Origin of the sequence: Paenarthrobacter sp. NPDC058040 (assembly GCF_042885775.1) — a bacterium.
In the GTDB taxonomy this organism is placed as follows: Bacteria; Actinomycetota; Actinomycetes; order Actinomycetales; family Micrococcaceae; genus Arthrobacter.
The window spans coordinates 267,558-285,180 of record NZ_JBHVRN010000002.1 but is presented as its reverse complement, the minus strand read 5'-3'; the positions used below and the strand labels follow the sequence as shown (position 1 = coordinate 285,180).

Annotated in this window: 15 protein-coding genes; 8 read left to right on the top strand and 7 right to left on the bottom strand. The window is 62.1% G+C overall.

What is annotated here, in order from left to right; translation table 11 throughout:
- Window positions 1-54: 54 nt before the first annotated feature.
- Window positions 55-1,425 (bottom strand): aspartate aminotransferase family protein, encoded by a 1,371-nt coding sequence (locus ACFVSJ_RS04145; RefSeq protein ID WP_387434669.1) that lies wholly within the window; start codon window positions 1,423-1,425, stop codon window positions 55-57.
- 181 nt (window positions 1,426-1,606) lie between these two features.
- On the opposite strand from ACFVSJ_RS04145, the gene ACFVSJ_RS04140 reads away from it, so the two are divergent.
- The 5 genes from ACFVSJ_RS04140 to ACFVSJ_RS04120 all read left to right on the top strand — a co-directional run bounded on the left by ACFVSJ_RS04140 (window position 1,607) and on the right by ACFVSJ_RS04120 (window position 7,927).
- The gene (locus tag ACFVSJ_RS04140; protein WP_387434789.1) at window positions 1,607-3,208 is read left to right on the top strand and encodes a PucR family transcriptional regulator; all 1,602 of its coding nucleotides are present in this window, start codon (window positions 1,607-1,609) and stop codon (window positions 3,206-3,208) included.
- A 218-nt stretch (window positions 3,209-3,426) separates the two neighbouring features.
- A complete protein-coding gene (locus tag ACFVSJ_RS04135; protein ID WP_387434668.1) occupies window positions 3,427-4,824 on the top strand; it encodes a serine hydrolase domain-containing protein in 1,398 nt (465 codons plus the stop codon).
- A gap of 24 nt (window positions 4,825-4,848) precedes the next feature.
- A complete protein-coding gene (locus tag ACFVSJ_RS04130; protein ID WP_387434667.1) occupies window positions 4,849-6,009 on the top strand; it encodes a M20 family metallopeptidase in 1,161 nt (386 codons plus the stop codon).
- Between the two features lie 89 nt (window positions 6,010-6,098).
- Window positions 6,099-7,178, top strand: coding sequence for a dipeptidase (locus tag ACFVSJ_RS04125; protein WP_387434666.1), 1,080 nt, complete (start codon window positions 6,099-6,101; stop codon window positions 7,176-7,178).
- Window positions 7,179-7,186: 8 nt separating this feature from the next.
- Window positions 7,187-7,927 carry an aspartate/glutamate racemase family protein gene (locus ACFVSJ_RS04120; protein ID WP_387434664.1) on the top strand — a complete coding sequence of 247 codons (741 nt, stop codon included), beginning with the start codon at window positions 7,187-7,189 and terminating at the stop codon, window positions 7,925-7,927.
- Here the strand turns inward: ACFVSJ_RS04120 and ACFVSJ_RS04115 are convergent.
- A complete protein-coding gene (locus tag ACFVSJ_RS04115; protein ID WP_387434662.1) occupies window positions 7,887-8,756 on the bottom strand; it encodes a helix-turn-helix transcriptional regulator in 870 nt (289 codons plus the stop codon). The two genes, ACFVSJ_RS04120 and ACFVSJ_RS04115, sit on opposite strands and share 41 nt — an antisense overlap.
- A gap of 85 nt (window positions 8,757-8,841) precedes the next feature.
- On the opposite strand from ACFVSJ_RS04115, the gene ilvD reads away from it, so the two are divergent.
- Together ilvD and ACFVSJ_RS04105 are read left to right on the top strand one after the other, a co-directional pair.
- Window positions 8,842-10,704, top strand: a complete 1,863-nt coding sequence (gene ilvD, locus ACFVSJ_RS04110; protein WP_387434661.1) for a dihydroxy-acid dehydratase — start codon at window positions 8,842-8,844, stop codon at window positions 10,702-10,704.
- 212 nt (window positions 10,705-10,916) lie between these two features.
- Window positions 10,917-12,188 (top strand): flavin-containing monooxygenase, encoded by a 1,272-nt coding sequence (locus tag ACFVSJ_RS04105; RefSeq protein WP_387434659.1) that lies wholly within the window; start codon window positions 10,917-10,919, stop codon window positions 12,186-12,188.
- Window positions 12,189-12,287: 99 nt separating this feature from the next.
- On the opposite strand, the gene ACFVSJ_RS04100 is transcribed toward ACFVSJ_RS04105, so the two are convergent.
- From ACFVSJ_RS04100 to ACFVSJ_RS04085, 4 genes are read right to left on the bottom strand one after another with little or no spacing between them, the layout of a single operon-like run.
- Window positions 12,288-13,706 (bottom strand): aspartate ammonia-lyase, encoded by a 1,419-nt coding sequence (locus ACFVSJ_RS04100; RefSeq protein WP_387434658.1) that lies wholly within the window; start codon window positions 13,704-13,706, stop codon window positions 12,288-12,290.
- Window positions 13,707-13,739: 33 nt separating this feature from the next.
- Complete coding sequence (locus ACFVSJ_RS04095; RefSeq protein ID WP_387434656.1) at window positions 13,740-14,882, bottom strand: M20 family metallopeptidase; 1,143 nt, start codon at window positions 14,880-14,882, stop codon at window positions 13,740-13,742.
- Window positions 14,872-15,543: a DUF1028 domain-containing protein gene (locus ACFVSJ_RS04090; RefSeq protein ID WP_387434655.1), complete on the bottom strand. Its 672-nt coding sequence runs from the start codon at window positions 15,541-15,543 to the stop codon at window positions 14,872-14,874. Before ACFVSJ_RS04090 ends, ACFVSJ_RS04095 begins: the two co-directional genes overlap by 11 nt.
- On the bottom strand, window positions 15,540-15,962 hold the full coding sequence (locus ACFVSJ_RS04085) for a RidA family protein (protein ID WP_387434653.1): 423 nt from the start codon (window positions 15,960-15,962) through the stop codon (window positions 15,540-15,542). The genes ACFVSJ_RS04090 and ACFVSJ_RS04085 overlap by 4 nt, the downstream gene beginning before the upstream one ends.
- A gap of 128 nt (window positions 15,963-16,090) precedes the next feature.
- Between ACFVSJ_RS04085 and ACFVSJ_RS04080 the strand changes: the two genes are divergently transcribed.
- Window positions 16,091-17,014: a LysR substrate-binding domain-containing protein gene (locus ACFVSJ_RS04080; protein WP_387434651.1), complete on the top strand. Its 924-nt coding sequence runs from the start codon at window positions 16,091-16,093 to the stop codon at window positions 17,012-17,014.
- On the opposite strand, the gene ACFVSJ_RS04075 is transcribed toward ACFVSJ_RS04080, so the two are convergent.
- Entirely contained in the window at window positions 17,011-17,601 is a 591-nt protein-coding gene (locus ACFVSJ_RS04075) for a TetR/AcrR family transcriptional regulator (protein ID WP_387434649.1), read from the bottom strand. The two genes, ACFVSJ_RS04080 and ACFVSJ_RS04075, sit on opposite strands and share 4 nt — an antisense overlap.
- Window positions 17,602-17,623: the final 22 nt, after the last annotated feature.

Genomic DNA, 17,623 nt, shown 5'->3' with positions numbered 1-17,623 from the left:
TGTGAATGGCTGATTTTGTGCAGTGTGGCTTGGTTGAGGCGCCTCTTCATGTCGTCAGCTGTCACTGCCGACTACATATTTGTCCGCAATGGCAAGTGCTGCATCGATCATGTCCAGTCCCTTGCGCGTATCTGCATCCGAGATGTTGCAAGGGGGCACCACGTGAATTCGATTGAAGTTGACGAACGGCAACATTCCCTGAGCCTTCAAGAACGCAGAAACCTCGTTCATGGCAGGGCTTGAACCGCCATAGGGTGCCATCGGCGCACGGGTAGCTGGGTCGCTAACCAGCTCCAGGGCCCACATGACGCCTTTACCGCGCACATCGCCGAGGCTGGGATGGGAGCGAGCCATTTCATGAAGTCGTGGTCCGATCACCTCTTGTCCCAGGCGGCGCGCATTGTCTATGAGGCCCTCGTCCTCCATGACGTTGATCGCAGCAACTGCGGAGGCGGCAGCGAGTGGGTGGCCCGAGTAGGTCAGGCCACCGGGATAGACGCGCGAGCCGAAGAAGGACGCGATTTCGTCGCTGATCGCAACGCCACCCAAGGGAACGTACCCGGAGTTAACGCCCTTGGCAAAAGTCAGCAGGTCAGGCGTGACTCCCATGTCGCCCATGGCAAACCAGGATCCAGCCCTGCCGAATCCCGTCATGACTTCGTCGGCAATCATTTTGATCCCAAACGTGGTGCAGATTTCACGCACGCCTTGCATGTAACCCGGGGGCGGCACCATGACGCCCGCCGTCCCCGGGATTGATTCCAGAACGACTGCCGCGATGGTGGTGGGTCCCTCAAAGGCGATGGTGCGTTCAAGGTGTTCAAGCGCGCGCTGGCATTCCTGCTCTTCTGTCTCTGAATGGAACGCTGACCGGTACAGGAAGGGTCCCCAAAAATGGACGGTCCCGGTATTTCCATAGTCGTTGGCCCAACGGCGGGGGTCGCCGGTCATGTTGACCGCAGTAGTGGTTCCCCCGTGGTACGACCGATAGGTGGTCAGGACCTTGTAGCGACCTGTGACAAGGCGTGCCATCCGGACAGCATGCTCGTTGGCATCCGCGCCGCCATTAGTAAAGAAGACCTTGTTGAGATCGCCGGGTGTCCGCTCCGAGATGAGGCGGGCTGCTTCGCTTCGCACATCGACTGCGTACTGTGGCGCCAGCGTGCAAAGCTTCCCTGCCTGCTCCTGAATGGCCCTGATGACACGGGGGTGCTGATGGCCGACGTTCATATTGACGAGTTGACTGGAAAAATCCAAGTACCTCTTGCCGTCGGCATCCCATACATGGCTTCCCTCAGCCTTTGCAATGACCATAGGGCGCAAGGTGTCCTGGGCCGACCAAGAGTGAAACACATGCTCTCGGTCCAGGCGATAGGCTCGGGCCGACGCTGTTTCGGTCGCTGTGGTGGTGTGGTTAATGCTCACTGATTCCCGTCTCTTCACGCTTGTCCCCGCTCGGCGTCCTCCGCTGGCTGTTTAGTCCAGAATCGCCGAAGTGAGAAACGGGACGAAGCGACAAGTTGTCTGTTTCAGGCGCGTTTCCCGACACTATGTCTCGATTAGCATCGGATGCATTGGTATCTGCCTACGTCCTTCGAGGAGGAATATGTTGCCCACAGTGAGGCAAGTGCTGGCCACTCAGGTCCTGGCCGCCGCAGAACCGGAGATTCTCGCTGCTGCACACCAACTCGACCGCCCAGTTCGTTGGATACATCCAGCAGAAGTGTCCGATATCGCCCACCTGCTACGCGGAGACGAACTAGTGATGACAACTGGCTCATTTCTTCCCGTGGACGACCAAGGCCTTGGCGCCTACGCGGAATCACTGGCCGCCGCCGGAGCCGCGGGACTTCTCCTTGAGCTTGGGAGGAAATGGCAAGAAGTCCCTGAAGCCCTCACCAACGCTTGCGCCAAGGTGGAGCTACTCCTCGTGGCGCTTCACCGGGAAGTACGTTTCGCCGAAGTCACTGAGCAGATCGGGGGGCTCATCCTTGAATCGCAGGTTGAAGACCTGAGGGCCATTGACCACGTCCACGAGACTTTTACCCGGCTGGATTTGGAGGCATCGGGACCGGAAGAAATTCTCGGCGCTGTTGCACGGTCCGCCGGGTTCCCAGTGGTCTTGGAAACCACAAGGCACCAAGTCATCGGTTTTGACAGCGCTGGGCGGAACACCACAGACATCCTCAAGGACTGGACGCGGCGTTCAAGGGCGGCAGTGTCATTTGGACGTACTGGATACGACCGTCGCAAGGGGTGGCTGATGACTGTTGTTGGATCACGCGGCGACGACTGGGGCCGGCTTGTGCTCATGACCGATGCGTTGCCCAGCCGCCGCGACTACGTTCTCCTGGAACGTGCAGCGGGAGCCTTGGTTCTTCACCAGATGCGGACGCGGGCCCGGGACAGTATCGAACGCAATACGCATACGAACCTGCTCGCTGACCTTCGCTCCGGTCGCATGTCACCGGAGCTCGCAATGCGGTGTGAAGCAGCTCAATTTCCCGTGCAATCCCGGCAATTTTTTGCAATAGCGATCAGAGGACGAATCCCCCTGGAAGGGTCCAGGCAGTGGCAGCCCTCGGACGTTGCGATGCTCCTGACATCATCAGCGCGGGCACTTGGACTTTCAATGCTTGTGGGGCTCGACACGGACCATGTTCTCGGCCTGGTCAGTACACCGCCGAACACCTCGGTAGACGGAGTGCTGAGAAGGCTCACACAGGAGTTAGGAAAGTCCGGAGGATTTGTTGCGGCCTGCGGCGAAGTGGTGGAGAGCATTGAACAAGCATTCCGAACGTTGATCGATGCCAGGAATATCCTGGCCGCCACAACGGACGACGATCCGAGACCCTGGGTTACCTTGGCGGACGTACATCTACGCGGCCTTATTCATCTACTACGCGACGACGAACGGCTAAACCTGTTCGTCCGGCGCGAATTGGGGCCACTCGTTACTTATGATGCCAAGCACGGCACCCAGTTACTCGAACTACTCACTGTTGTGCTCGAGACACCAGATGGGAAGGCGGCTGCAGCTAAGCGGCTCCTTCTGTCGCGAACAGTTTTGTACGATCGCCTGGCTAAGATCGAGAAGATTTTGGGAGTGAGTCTCGATGACCCCCATATCCGCGCTTCCCTCCACGTAGCCGTTTTGGCCCACAGCCTCTTTGATGACGAAGCGTCCGGTAGGCCACTCGCGACCTGAAGACATGGCCCAAACAGCCCTGTTGTGCGATGTGACAATACTCAAGCGAATATCGCTGCGCCACGCACTGTACTTGGTCTGCGCTGCGCTGGAAGACTGAATTTGTGAAGAGCTTGCATATGTCGCACGCCGCCTTGCTCGTTTATTAGTTTCGCTTGGTGCCCGTTCAAGCGCCGTTTTCTTTCCCCTGACGGGGACGCCAAATTTTAGGAGCATTGATGTCCGTCACGATTCCTTCAGATCTGCTGACCACACCGGAGTGGCAGGAGCGACTTGACTCTCTGGCCGCGAAGCATTCCGTGCCGGGGGTGCAGGTTGGTTTGATCGCGCTTGATTCAGCGGGTGATGTGGATCTGCGTGTTTTGACGACCGGGGTGACCAGCCTCGCTACCGGTGTTGAGGTCACACCGGAAACGATCTTCCAGTACGGGTCGATCACGAAGATCTGGACCACAACGCTGATCATGCAATTGGTTGACGAGGGGAAACTCACGCTCGATACCTTGGTTGTTGATGTTCTTCCTGACTTCAGGATTGCCAACTCTGAATATTCGGGCCTGATTACCGTTCGCCACTTGTTGACCCACACCAGTGGGATCGATGGTGATCTCTTCACTGACACGGGGTATGGCGATGACTGCATCGAGAAGTACGTTGCATCGTTGTCCACGGCGACCAGCATTACCGCGCCTGGAGGGCCGCTGAGTTATTGCAACTCCGGGTTCACGGTTGCCGGAAGGATCATTGAAGTTCTCCGTAGGCAGGCTTGGGATGATGTGCTGGTTGATTATCTTTATGAACCGTTGGGGCTCAGCCACGTCATCACCAGGACCAAGGATGCGCCGCTGTTCCGTGCCGCGGTTGGGCATCTGGCAAGTGCTGATCCGGCGTCCGGGGAAAAGGTTGTCCCGACCAAGGACTGGGTTCTGGTGAGGTCCATGGGCCCGGCGGGGGTCATTACGGGCACGGTTGAGGATCTGCTCATGTTCGCGTCGGCGCATATGCGTGATGGGCTGGGCCTGAATGGGAAGCGGATCCTTTCGGAGGAGTCGGCACGGCTGATGCGGGCACCGCAGTTCGACCTGTCCAGCGTCTCCACGGTGGATAAGGCATGGGGGTTGGGCTGGGTTTTGTCGGACTGGGGGACTGCGATGGCTGTTCGTCACGGCGGGGCGACTATCGGCCAGATTGCCAGTCTTCACACCTTCCCGGAAGCCAATGTTGCGATGGGTGTTCTGACTAATTCGCGTGGGGGGTACCTTCTGGCAAAGGAGTTGGAGACGGCCATTGGTGCTGAGCTGGGACTCACGTATCCGAAACCCCTCGATGAAGGCATCAGCGCGGACTTCGATAGCAGTGGCCTGCTCGGTACCTATGAAACGACGACGACCCGCTTCGAGTTGACCCGTGGGGAGGACGGGCAGCTTCTGCTGGCTGCTTCGGCGAAGGTTGACGTAGACGGGGAACCTGACCAGCCGCCGCTCCAGGTTCGCGTGTTGTCGAATTCCAGATTCGTCGCTGATCCCGAAGGATCGGCTACCGAATTCCAGCACTTGGTCATCGACGGCGTTGAATTTCTCTATGGCGGGCGGCTTTATAGAAAAGTATCCGGCTAGTACTGACATCCAGGAGCAGCAAACATGACAGAGTTCTCGTATCTTGACGCCGCACGCAACGTTTCCTTGGAAATGATTGAAGCGTCGTTGGGACTCGTGGCGCGGGAATCGCCTTCAGGTGACTACCTTGCACTTGAATCGTCTGCAGCCTATGTGGCGCAGCTCGGACAACGTCTGCTCGGGCAGCCTCCTGAAATAGTTCGCATAGGGAATGTGCCGCATCTGCTATGGAGGATCGGGCCGGGGGTTCGCCGGGTCCTCCTGCTTGGGCACCACGACACCGTTTGGCCGATCGGATCCTTGGCCGAGCTTCCCGCGGCGGTGGTCGATGGCGTCATGCGGGGCCCTGGATGCTTTGACATGAAGGTCGGCATTGTCCAAGGGCTCTTTGCTTGCAGCCTCATGATCGAGAGTGAGGGCCTGGATGCCCTTGATGGCGTCACCATCCTCATCACAGGCGATGAGGAGACAGGATCACAAACATCCCGCGCACTCATTGAATCCGAGGCCACACAGGTCGAGGCGGTGCTGGTGCTCGAAGCGGCGGCTCCCGGCGGTGCGTTGAAGACCGCCCGCAAAGGCGTTTCATTGTACGAAATTGAGGTGAGGGGCAGGGCGGCCCATGCAGGGCTCGAACCGGAGCGTGGGATAAACGCCGGTCTGGAAATGGCAACTCAAATACAAAGAATCGCAGGACTCGGTGATCTGAACGCCGGTACGTCAGTGGTACCGACCAGTGGAACTATCGGGACCACCACCAACACGGTCCCTGCCTCCGCCTTGCTGACGGTAGATGTGCGGGCCGAAACGTCGGAGGAGCAAAGTCGCGTCGACGTGAGGATTCGTGGACTAACTACCGTGAACCCGGAAGCCTCTGTACATATCTCCGGAGGACCAAATCGCCCACCCATGGAATCAGGTATGTCCACTGCCCTTTTCGATCACGCCGAACGGGCAGCAAGGGTGCTGGGACTCCCCGTTCTCGAAGGAGTGGCTGTTGGTGGAGGATCCGACGGAAATTTCACCGCCGCCCTGGGGATACCTACGCTTGACGGCCTGGGTGCCGTGGGGGGTGGTGCGCACTCTGCTGATGAACATGTGGTTGTGGCATCAATTCCAGAGCAGACGGCACGCCTTGCGCAGCTGCTGTCCGCGCTGATTTCCACTCGTTCGATCCCTTCCTAGTCTGTTTCGATTCCTTCGAGTCGATACAGAAGCCCCGGAAACGACTGGGTGCAGAGATGCACCCCCAAAAGAATCAGGTACACCGAGAAATGCCTACAACGAAGTCCACGCAACCTTCCCTCACCCATCCAGCTGCAGTCGAAGCATTTAGTCGTGTCCCGCTCATTGACGGACACAATGATCTTCCGTGGGCTTCGAGAGAAACTGCCAACTACTCAGTCGAGGGCCTGGAACTCGATTCCCATTTCAACACCGATATCGACAAATTGCGTCGTGGTGGAGTCGGAGGGCAGTTCTGGTCCGTATTTTCACCTGCAGCCCCCACTGAGTCTGAGTCCGTACAGTTCACTCTCGAACAGATCGATTTCGTTTACAGGATGCTCAAGAAGTATCCGGAGTCTTTTGAGCTCGCCCGCACCGGTAACGACGTACGGAGAATCTGGCGGGACGGACGGATTGCTTCATTGCTTGGTGCCGAAGGCGGGCACAGCATTGGCAGTTCCCACGCTGTTTTGCGGATGCTGGCCCGGCTGGGTCTCAGGTACATGACGCTTACACACAATTCAAATAACCCCTGGGCAGACTCAGCCACCGACAAGCCGATCAATGGCGGTCTCAGCAGCTTTGGACGCGAGACCGTGAAGGCGATGAACGAGCTTGGTGTCCTTGTTGACCTATCGCATGTTTCCCCGGACACAATGAAAGATGCGATAGAGACGTCCACATCCCCGGTCATCTTTAGCCATTCCGCATGCCAAGCCCTATGCCGGCACCCCAGGAACGTCCCTGACTCGATCCTGAAAACACTTCCAGCGAATGGAGGCGTCATCATGATCGCTTTCGTTCCAGCGTTCCTTGATGAGGCTTACTACGAGTGGGATGTGAATGGTCGAGCGGGATTGCGACCCGCCACAACGATTAATCACCTGATTGAGCACATTGAGCATGCACGGGATATTGCAGGCATCGATCACATCGGCTTGGGCAGCGACTACGACGGTTGTGACGACTTCCCCGATGAAATGGCTGATGTCTCGGGCTTCTCTGTGCTCATCGACAGACTCGCTGAACGAGGCTGGTCATCAGACGACCTCGCCAAGCTTATGGGTGAAAATCTACTGCGCGTTCTCGACCAGACAAGCGCCCAGGCGCTCTCCGCACTCGACTAGAAGACCACGTGAAGAATCCATCAGCAACAAGGCTTGGAATCATTGCAGGATCGGGACCCGAGGCAGGCATTGACTTGTGGGCGAAGGTCCTTCACCACAACAGGGCCATGCTTGGGGCGATGTACGAAGGCGATATCCATGCGCCCCATGTAGTCATTACTTCTATTCCAGAGCTTGGTTATTCGATGGAATTGGAAGAGCGTGAAGAGCAGGTTTGGGATGCACTGGAGCATGCGGCCCGGCAAATTTCTCCGCACGTAGATTACTACGTGATTGCCTGCAATACCCTGAACTACTTCGCTGATCGGCTTGACGCGTTGCAACTCGAGGCCCAGCTGATTACCCCGTCGCAGGTGGTTATCGAAGAGTTGCGCCGGCTCAACCACCCCGTTGATCAGGGTGTGGCATTGCTCGGCAGCAGGCAAACCATGGACTTGGGCCGGTGGTCATCCTATGCGGGTCTCGCCGACCACTTCAGTGTTGAGTTGCCGGCCCAAACTGAGACGCTGCACCATCTCATCTACGACGTCAAGGTTGCCGGCGGCTCAACGCCTGACATCGAACGGGAATTTCTGGCTCTGTGCGCTTCACTTCAAAGTGACGTGGTGCTCCAAGCCTGCACGGAATTGCCGCTTATCGAGGTCGATAGCACGCGTGCAGGAAAAAGGTTGATTGATGTTTCAGACCTCCTGGCGCGCGTTCTCGCGATCAAGAGCGTTGAGTCTTTGGCTCCTGTCGTCCCCGCCTAAGAGGCGCCATCAGCCGCGCGATCTGTTCCTCCGCCCCGCTGTCCGGAGCCGGTGTGTAGACCACCAGGTGCAGGTCCGGCCTGTCCGACGGCGAGACCTGGTGGTGCTCCAGGTGCAGGACGCCGACGGCGGGGTGGTGGAAGAGGCGTTCGCGGGACTCGAAGCCGAGGATGTCGTACTGGTCCCAGCTTTCCTGGAATTCCGGGCTTGCTTCCTTGAGGCGCTCCACCTGGAATTTCACGTCGGGGTCGCCCAGGCGTTGGCCGGTTTCGGCGCGGAATTCGGCGAGGAAGCGGCGGCTCGTGACGTCCCAGTCCGGCAGCAGATCGCGGATGTAGGGGTCGGTGAACACGAGCCACAGGAGGTTTCGGTCTCCCGCCGGAACTGTGGCGATGTTCGGGTATAAAGCGGCGTACGCCTTGTTCCACCCTGCGACACCCCAGTCGGGAGACAACGCGTAGGACGGGTTGGGATCGAGGGCGTCCAGGAGCCGCTGGACGTGCGGGGGAGCGCTGCCGGCCACGGGTGCCGAGGCAACCGAGGAAGCGTAGCCGCCCAGAGACAACACATAGGCCAACCCCGTGTCGGACAAGTGCAGGGCCCGTGCAATTGCCTCGAGTACTTGCCGCGACGGGGAAATGTCCCGGCCTTGCTCGAGCCAGGTGTACCAAGTGACGCTCACCCCGGAGAGGAACGCGACTTCTTCCCGGCGGAGTCCACGCTCGCGTTTTCGGGAAATTGGCGGGAGTCCGTATTCGGAGCGGAGTGCCTGATCGCGCCTGGCCCTCAGGAACAGGCCGAGTTCTTTGCGTCTCTCCGAATCATGCACCCGTAAATACTATTACTCTGGTACTCCCACTACTAGTATCAAGGCCGTCTTCTGATCAGCGTCCAGACACAGCAGGATGGTACTTATGCCTGCACTACGTTCTAAAACTGTCACCCATGGCCGCAACATGGCCGGCGCCCGCGCATTGCTGCGCGCTTCCGGCGTCGCCAACTCGGACATCGGCAAGCCGATCATCGCCGTCGCCAACTCGTTCACCGAGTTCGTCCCCGGCCACACCCACCTTGCCCCCGTGGGCCGGATCGTCTCTGACGCGATCCTCGCCGCCGGCGCTGTGCCGCGCGAATTCAACACCATTGCTGTGGACGACGGCATCGCCATGGGCCACTCCGGCATGCTGTACTCCCTGCCGTCCCGCGACCTGATCGCTGACTCGGTCGAGTACATGGTCAACGCCCACTGCGCCGACGCACTGGTCTGCATCTCAAACTGCGACAAGATCACTCCGGGCATGCTCATGGCCGCGCTGCGCTTGAACATCCCGGTGGTGTTCGTCTCCGGCGGCCCCATGGAGGCCGGCCGCGTGACCCTGACGGACGGTTCTGTCCGCTCCCTCGACCTGGTGAACGCGATCGCCGATGCCGTGGACGAATCCATCTCCGATGAGGACATCAACCTCATCGAAGAGAACGCCTGCCCCACGTGTGGCTCCTGTTCGGGCATGTTCACCGCCAACTCCATGAACTGCCTCGCCGAGGCGATCGGCCTTGCCCTGCCGGGCAACGGCTCCGTGCTCGCGACCCACACCGCGCGCAAGGCGCTGTACGAGAAGGCCGGCGCCACGATCGTCGAACTCGTGAAGCGCTTTTACGACGGCGACGACGACTCCGTGCTGCCGCGCTCCATCGCCACCGCCAAGGCCTTCGACAACGCCATGGCCCTGGACATCTCCATGGGCGGCTCCACCAACACCATCCTGCACTTGCTGGCCGCGGCCCAGGAAGCGGGCGTGGAGTACGGCCTGGCCGAGATGGACGCCAAGTCCCGCCAGGTGCCCTGCCTGGCCAAGGTGGCCCCGAACGTTGCCAAGGACAAGACCTATTACATGGAGGACGTGCACCGCGCCGGCGGCATCCCCGCGCTGCTGGGTGAGCTGAACCGCGGCGGGCTCCTGCACAAGGACGTCCACTCCGTGCACTCCAACGACCTGGACGGCTGGCTGGATGACTGGGACATCCGCGGCGGCAAGGCTACCGAGGAAGCCAAGGCCCTGTGGCACGCGGCGCCCGGTGGCGTGCGCTCCTCTACGGCTTTCTCGCAGTCGAACGAATGGACCTCCCTGGACGTCGATGCCGAGGGCGGCTGCATCCGCTCCGTCGAGCACGCCTACTCCAAGGACGGCGGTCTGGCCGTGCTCCGCGGCAACATCGCCGTGGACGGCGCCGTGGTGAAGACAGCAGGCGTGGACGAGTCCATCTGGAAGTTCGAGGGCCCCGCGATTGTGTGCGAGTCGCAGGACGAGGCCGTGGAAATGATCCTGAATAAGACGGTCAAGGAAGGGGACGTGGTGGTCATCCGCTACGAAGGCCCCCGCGGCGGTCCGGGCATGCAGGAAATGCTCTACCCGACGTCCTTCCTCAAGGGCCGTGGCTTGGGCAAGAAGTGCGCCCTCATCACGGACGGCCGCTTCTCCGGCGGCACCTCGGGCTTGTCCATCGGGCACATCTCCCCGGAAGCCGCTTCCGGCGGCGAGATCGCCCTGGTGGAGAACGGCGACATCATCAGCATCGACATCACCCAGCGTTCGCTCGAGCTGAAGGTCTCCGACGAGATCCTGGCCGAACGACGCGAAAAGCTCCTGGTCAACGGCGGCTTCAAGCCCAAGAACCGCGACCGCCAGGTGTCCCCGGCACTCCGCGCCTACGCCGCCATGGCACTGTCCGCGGACAAGGGCGCCGTCCGCGACGTCTCGCTGGTGGAGAACCTCTAGCAGTACCTCCTGACAGGCAACGCACGACGACGGCGGGCCACCCGGGTTTCGAAAGGAACCGGGGCGGCCCGCCGTTGGTGTATGTCCGGAACGTGCGGCCGCTGGTGGTCATCGATATTTCAGATGCGATTGTACTGTTTTATGTGCTATGCAGATGCACTTGGTCAACCTGAGAATGGATCGAACAGCCCAACTCAAGCAGAGGAGATCGCATGACAAGCCAAGAGGTTGAGGTCCTCGTCGTGGGCGCGGGCCAAGCCGGCGTTGCGATGAGCGAGCACCTGACCAACCAAGGGATCCAGCACGTCGTCCTGGAACGGGACCGCATCGCCGAGCGGTGGCGCTCCATGCGTTGGGACTCGCTGGTGGCCAACGGCCCGGCGTGGCACGACCGTTTTCCGGGCCTGGAGTTCAGCGACGTCGACCCGGGTGCCTTTGCCTCCAAGGAGCAAGTGGCGGACTACTTCGCTGCCTACGCGGTAAAGATCGGCGCCCCCATCCACACCGGCGTGGAAGTGACCTCCGTACGCCGGAACAGCGGCGCCCCCGGTTTCCACGTGGTTACCAGCGATGGCGAATACAACGCCCGCTACGTCGTAGCCGCTACCGGCCCTTTCCAGCGTCCGGTGATTCCCGCCGTCGTGCCCGAAACGGCAGGGGTGCAGCAGCTGCACTCAAGCCTTTACCGGAATCCCGGCCAGCTGCCCGAAGGGGCCGTGCTGGTGGTGGGCGCAGGATCGTCCGGCGTGCAAATCGCGGCCGAAATCCAGCGCTCCGGCCGCCAGGTCTTCCTTTCCGTCGGCCCGCACGACCGGCCCCCGCGCAGCTACCGCGGCCGCGACTTCTGCTGGTGGCTGGGAGTCCTCGGCCTGTGGGACGCGTCCACTCCTCCACAGGGAGCCGAGCACGTCACCATCGCTGTCAGCGGGGCCGACGGCGGCCATACAGTCGACTTCCGGGAACTCGCCGAAGAGGGCATCACCCTGGTGGGGCGCACCGAAGCGTTCGACGCCGGGACCATGCGTTTCGCGGGCGACCTTCAGGACAACATCGCCAACGGAGATGCGAACTACCTGAAACTGCTCGATGAGGCCGACGCGTACGTGGAGCGCAACGGCCTGGACCTGCCCGAGGAACCCGAGGCCCGCACGCTGCGTCCGGACCCCGCGAGCCTGACCCACCCGCTCCGGGAGCTGGACCTCGCCGCTGCCGGCGTGACGTCGATCATTTGGGCCACAGGGTTCGTCCAGGACTACACCTGGCTGGACGTCGATGCCTTCGACGAGCGCGGACGGCCGCGGCAGCAGCGTGGCGTGTCCACAGAACCGGGCATCTACTTCCTTGGCCTGCCGTGGCAGTCCCGCCGCGGCTCCAGCTTCATCTGGGGCGTCTGGCACGACGCCAAGTACGTGGCGGACCAAATCGCCATCCAGCGGAGCTACCTGCAGCACAGTGAACAGGCGGCGCAGCCGGTGGGCGTCTAAACAGGCAGCAACAATAGAGGGACCATGCCCACCGGGCATGGTCCCTTCTCTCTGTGTCCGAGGCATTCTGTGCCGGAGGCGTTCAGCGTCCCAGGCGCGTCAGCCGAGCCCCGCCAGGGACGCCGCCGAGAGCGCCGCCTCGGCCTGCTGCCGGTCCAGCAGCCCCCGTTCCAGCACCAGCTCAGCGATGCCCCGGCCCGTGGCCAGTGCTTCCTTGGCCAGCTCAGCCGCAACGGCGTAGCCCAGCACGGGCGCCAAACCGGTGACCACGCTGATGGACTCGATCATGCGCTGCTGGAGCACAGGAGTGTTGGCCGTGATGCCGTCCACGCAATGGGTCCGGAGCTGCCGGCAGGCAACGGTAAGCCAGGAGATGGACTCCAGAAGGGCATCTGCCATGACGGGTTCGAAAGCATTTAGCTGGAGCTGCCCCGCTTCCACCGCGATGGTCACTGTGGCGTCTGCTCCAACCACACGGAAAGCCACCTGGTTGACCATCTCCGGGATCACCGGATTGACCTTGCCGGGCATGATGGACGATCCCGCCTGGACGGCAGGCAGGAAGATCTCGCCAAAACCGGTCTGCGGGCCCGAAGACAGCAAGCGGAGATCGTTGCAGATCTTGGACAGCTTCACGGCAGCCCTCTTCAGCACGCCGGAGACCAGCATGAAGACCCCGGTGTCACTGGTGGCTTCCACGAGGTTGGAGGCGCTGGTGACCGGCAGCCCCGTGACGTCCGCCAGCTCCTGGATCACGGCTTCCCGGTAGCCCGGGGGAGCGGTGATGCCCGTGCCGATCGCAGTGGCGCCGAGGTTGGACTCGGCCAGATGCGGCAGGAGTTCCCGCAACCGGAACACGTCCTCGCGCAAGGTTTCGGCAAAAGCTCCGAATTCCTGGCCGAGGGACATGGGCACGGCATCCTGCAATTGCGTGCGGCCCACTTTGATGATGCCGGTGAACTCGACGGCCTTGGCATCGAAAGCTTCCATGAGCCTGAAGTGCTCGGCGCACAATTCGGCCAGGTCCAGGTACAGGGCGATCTTGATGGCCGTGGGATAGACGTCGTTCGTGGACTGGCTGCGGTTCACGTCATCGATGGGGTGCAGGGCGGCATAGTCGCCTTTTTCCCGGCCCAGCAACTCCAAGGCGCGGTTTGCTAGGACCTCGTTGGCGTTCATGTTGGTGCTGGTGCCGGCGCCGCCCTGGATGGCGTCCACAACAAACTGGTCATCCAAAAGGCCATCCATCACTTCGCGTGCCGCCGCCTGGATGGCCGCGGACTTGTCCGGTGCCAGGAGGCCCAGGCTTTCATTGGCCCGGGCCGCGGCGTACTTCACTGCGCCCAGGGCCCGCACGAGCGAACGCAGTGAGCCAATGGGACGTCCGCTGACGGGAAAGTTCTCCACCGCCCTGAGCGTGCTGATGCCCCAATAAACAGCCTCGGGGACATCGCGGTCCCCGAGGCTGTCGTGTTCCCGGCGGGTGGTGGGCGCCGGCGTCATAGGAAGGTTTGTCATTGGTCCTTTTCCTGAAGGTAGGAGGACTCCCGGCTACTCCGCCAGGTAGTCCAGTGCCGTGAGCGCCAGGGCTGCGGCGCCGTCGTGGATGGCTTGGTTGGCAGCATCGCCAACGCAGTGCGCGGCGAACTCCGGCTGGTGGTTGGCCGCCGGGAAACAGCCGAGTCCGATGTAGGGGTGGATGGCCGGCGCAACCTGGGAAACGTTGCCCATATCCGTCGAGGCCCGGTTCATGGTGGCCTGCTCAGGAGGGGCATTGAAGCTCCGTCCCAGGGACTGGGCATGCGCCTTGTACAGCTCCAACGCCCGGGCTTCCGTCCGGAACTCCGAGTACCGTTCCGATTCCGGAGTGATTTCCAGTTCACATCCGGAGGCCAGGGCCCCTGCCTCAAAGCACCGGTTGACCCGCTCTTCGAGTACCTCCAGTTGGGCCAGCGATTCAGCCCGCACGTACCAACGGCCTTCGGTCTTCTCCGGAATGGCATTCGGAGCCTCCCCGCCCCTGGTCTGAACCCCGTGGACGCGAGTGCCGGCAGGCAACTGCTGCCGGAGCAACCCCAAAGCTACCTGCGCCACGACGAAAGCATCGTTGGCATTGACGCCCTGGTCCGGGTACGCCGCTGCGTGGGCGGACTTTCCCCGGTATTCGACGTGGTTGTGGGCCACGGCAAACGGGCGGGCTTCGGCCGAGTCAACGGGGCTGGGGTGCGCCATCATGGCCAGGTCCAGGCCCACGAACGCCCCCTTTTTCAACAGCTCGATCTTCCCGCCTCCGCCTTCCTCCGCAGGCGTGCCGTAAACCTCCACAGTGAGGTCCCGCTCGTCAGCGAACCGGGACAGCGCAACGGCCGCGCCACACGAGATGGCGGTGATGATGTTGTGGCCGCAGGCATGGCCGAGCCCCGGAAGGGCGTCATATTCAGCCATGAGCCCCACGCGACGCGAGCCGGAACCGAAAACTGCCCGGACCGCCGTCGGAAATCCCAGATACCCGCGCTCCACCTCGAAGCCGCGGTCCGCCAGGTACGTGGCGGTCCATTCGGCCGCCCGGTGTTCCTGCCAGCCAAGCTCGGGGTTGGCGTGGAGTGTTTCGGAGAGCTGTACCAGGGCGGCTTGCTGGGAAGCCACGGAATCCAAGACGTGTGCATGCTGCACGGACGTTGTTTCAACGGTCATCGCCAGGCACCCCGTAACCCACCGAGGCTGCGGGGTCGAGCCCGCGCACCACATAGTCTTGCCGTTGCGGAAGCCAGACCTCCAGGAGCCGGCCAAGTTCCGCAAGGGGGTCATGGTGCCAGTCGACCCGGAGGTCCGTGTCCCGCCAGCCGTGGCCGGATACCACCGAGATCCCGGCCGACCGTACGGGTCCCACTTCTCCGCCTGCAGCTTCCGCAGCGCGCAATGCGGCCAGCAGTCGGACTTCCAGTTCCCCGGTGGAGGCTTCGAACGCATCACACAGCGCCTGTGCCACGGCCGGGTCGGCCAGCATGTTGCCGGCAGACACGCTGGAAGCGCCGCGCCCTTCGCCGAAGACACCCAGCGTGTGCGTCCCGCTGAACACGGCAGCCCCGCCGCTTGCGTCGAGCACCACCAGTTGCCGGTAGTCCACCGCGGGCGATTCATGAACGACGGCGGCAATCGCCTCTTGCGCGGAGCAGCCCGCTTGCAGCCGGTCGAGGAGCGCAACGCCCAGCCGTGGATCCGTGATGTTTTGGGAACTGACGGCCCCTGCGCCGTCCCGTAGATGGGCACAGCGTGCAGCAACGGCAGGGGAGGACGAGGACACCGCTACGCCGAACCTGCCGTTGCCGTCGGTGGCGGCGATGCTGAACGTCACTTCCCGGCCTCCGTTGACAGCACAGCCGTAGCATCGATTTCCACGAGCCACTCGGGCCGCGCCAGCGCCTGGACCACGATGCCGGTGGAAACGGGGAACACGCCCTTGAGCCAACGGCCCATGGTCCGGTAGACGGTTTCGCGGTAGCGGGGATCGATGATGTACACCGTGACCTTGACGATGTCCTCCAGGCTGCTGCCCGCTTCCTTGAGCAGCATGTCGATGTTGGCCATGGCCTTCTCGGTCTGGGCCTCGACGTCGCCGATGCCTACGGATTCCCGCGTGTCCAGGTCCTGGCCGATCTGGCCGCGGAGGTACACGACGCCGTTGGCCACGACTGCCTGGCAGAGGTCATTGTCCAGGTTTTGCTCGGGGTAGGTTTCTTTCGTATTAAACGTGCGGATGCGCTGGTGCTTCACGGGGCGTTGCCTTTCGCTCTGGGTGGGACGCTCATATCCCTCAGCTTCCAGCGACCGCCTGAATCTGTCCAACAGTTCTTTTAGAACGATTGCATCGATATTTCTGATGCGCCGTGTATTCTCGAACCATGGATGTCACCCTGACCCAGCTCCGCTACTTCGTGGAAGCGGCCGCCCAACTGTCCATGACGGGCGCAGCCCTTCGCTTGAACGTGGCCCAGTCGGCCGTGTCGGCGGCGATCGCCCAGTTGGAGCGCCATGTGGGCACGCAGTTCTTCATCAGGCAGCGCTCCAAGGGCCTGGTGCTGACGCCGGCGGGGGAGTTGTTCGTCCGCGACGCCCAGGCCATCCTCGCCCAAGTGGAAGAAAGCATCGACCATGCACGCGGGGAGCACCAGAGCGTGGCCGGCCGCATCCGGATCGCGTGTTTCAGCACGCTGGCCCCTTTCCTGCTTCCAGGTGTCCTCACCAAGTTGCGCGAGGACCATCCGTCACTGGAAGTGGAGGTCATCGAGACGGACACCCCGGGATGCATCAGCGCGCTCCTCACCGGACAGGCCGACTTGGCGCTGTGCTACGACCTCGACCTCCCGGAGGCCCTCTCGCGTTCCGTCGTGGACACGGTGCGGCCCTACGTAGCCCTTCCCCCCGACCACAAGCTGGCCCGCTCCAAGAAGGTGCATTTGTCCGCGCTGGCTGAGGAGTCCTTCGTGTTGCTGGACATGCCCCACACGCGGGACCTCATGCTCGCCATTGCCCGCATCGGCGGCCGCGAGCCCGATGTCCGCTTCCGCTCGGCCAGCTATGAGACGGTGCGCACCTTTGTGGCGCGGGGACTTGGCTATTCCATCCTCCACCAGCGCCCGCAGCACCAGTTGACGTACGACGGCGGCAAGCTGGCTACGGTCGAAATCCGCGACGATGTGCCGGAACTGAAGACGGTCCTGGCCCACCTGAAATCCCACCGGCCCACGGCGCGGGTCCGCGCCGTCGCCCAAGCGGTGCGGCACCAGATTGTCGTGGCCAAGGACGCGCGGGAACCCAAGGACTAGCCGAGCCTCGCCAATGCGCGCTCGACGAGGTGCCGCTGCCGGGACCCCGTCACCACGTCAGGGTCCAGCATGGACGTCACATGCAGGCCCATCATGACGTTCAGCAGCTCATCGGCAACTGCCTCCGGGTCCGCCAAAGGTTCGCATTCGCCGTCGTGCTCGGCTTGGGCGAGGAAGCCCAACACCAGGCCGCGCCAATGCAACAGTGCGTCCCGACCCACCGCGCGCAGCGCGTCCTCCGTCTGTGCCCGCTGCCAGAAGGACACCGCGACGCGGGCTTCCACCACCGTGAGGGGATCCGCCGGGATGATTTCCAGGCACAGGCTTCTCAAGGCCGAAAGCCCGCGACGGCCAGCCGTGCGGGCGGCGATGCGCTCGTTGGTGCGCTCGCAAATCAATTCATAGGAAGCCATCAAAAGGGCGTCCTTGTTGGGAAAGTAGTGGGCCAGCACGCCCGGGGCGGCGTAACCGCATTCCCGCGCGATGTCCCGCATGCTCGCGTTCTCGATGCCCTGGTCCGCGATCAGCCGCCACGTGGTCTCAATGATGGAACGACGCCGTTCCTGGTGATCGACCAAGCGGGGCATCAGGTTCCTTAGGTTGTGCGAC

Excerpts from the sequence above, each read along its gene's own strand:
- ACFVSJ_RS04140 (WP_387434789.1), top strand. The coding sequence starts at position 1,607 with ATGTTGCCCACAGTGAGGCAAGTGCTGGCCACTCAGGTCCTGGCCGCC.
- ACFVSJ_RS04135 (WP_387434668.1), top strand. The coding sequence starts at position 3,427 with ATGTCCGTCACGATTCCTTCAGATCTGCTGACCACACCGGAGTGGCAG.
- ACFVSJ_RS04130 (WP_387434667.1), top strand. The coding sequence starts at position 4,849 with ATGACAGAGTTCTCGTATCTTGACGCCGCACGCAACGTTTCCTTGGAA.
- ACFVSJ_RS04125 (WP_387434666.1), top strand. The coding sequence starts at position 6,099 with ATGCCTACAACGAAGTCCACGCAACCTTCCCTCACCCATCCAGCTGCA.
- ilvD (WP_387434661.1), top strand. The coding sequence starts at position 8,842 with ATGCCTGCACTACGTTCTAAAACTGTCACCCATGGCCGCAACATGGCC.
- ACFVSJ_RS04105 (WP_387434659.1), top strand. The coding sequence starts at position 10,917 with ATGACAAGCCAAGAGGTTGAGGTCCTCGTCGTGGGCGCGGGCCAAGCC.
- ACFVSJ_RS04100 (WP_387434658.1), bottom strand. The coding sequence starts at position 13,706 with ATGACAAACCTTCCTATGACGCCGGCGCCCACCACCCGCCGGGAACAC.
- ACFVSJ_RS04095 (WP_387434656.1), bottom strand. The coding sequence starts at position 14,882 with ATGACCGTTGAAACAACGTCCGTGCAGCATGCACACGTCTTGGATTCC.
- ACFVSJ_RS04080 (WP_387434651.1), top strand. The coding sequence starts at position 16,091 with ATGGATGTCACCCTGACCCAGCTCCGCTACTTCGTGGAAGCGGCCGCC.
- ACFVSJ_RS04075 (WP_387434649.1), bottom strand. The coding sequence starts at position 17,601 with ATGCCCCGCTTGGTCGATCACCAGGAACGGCGTCGTTCCATCATTGAG.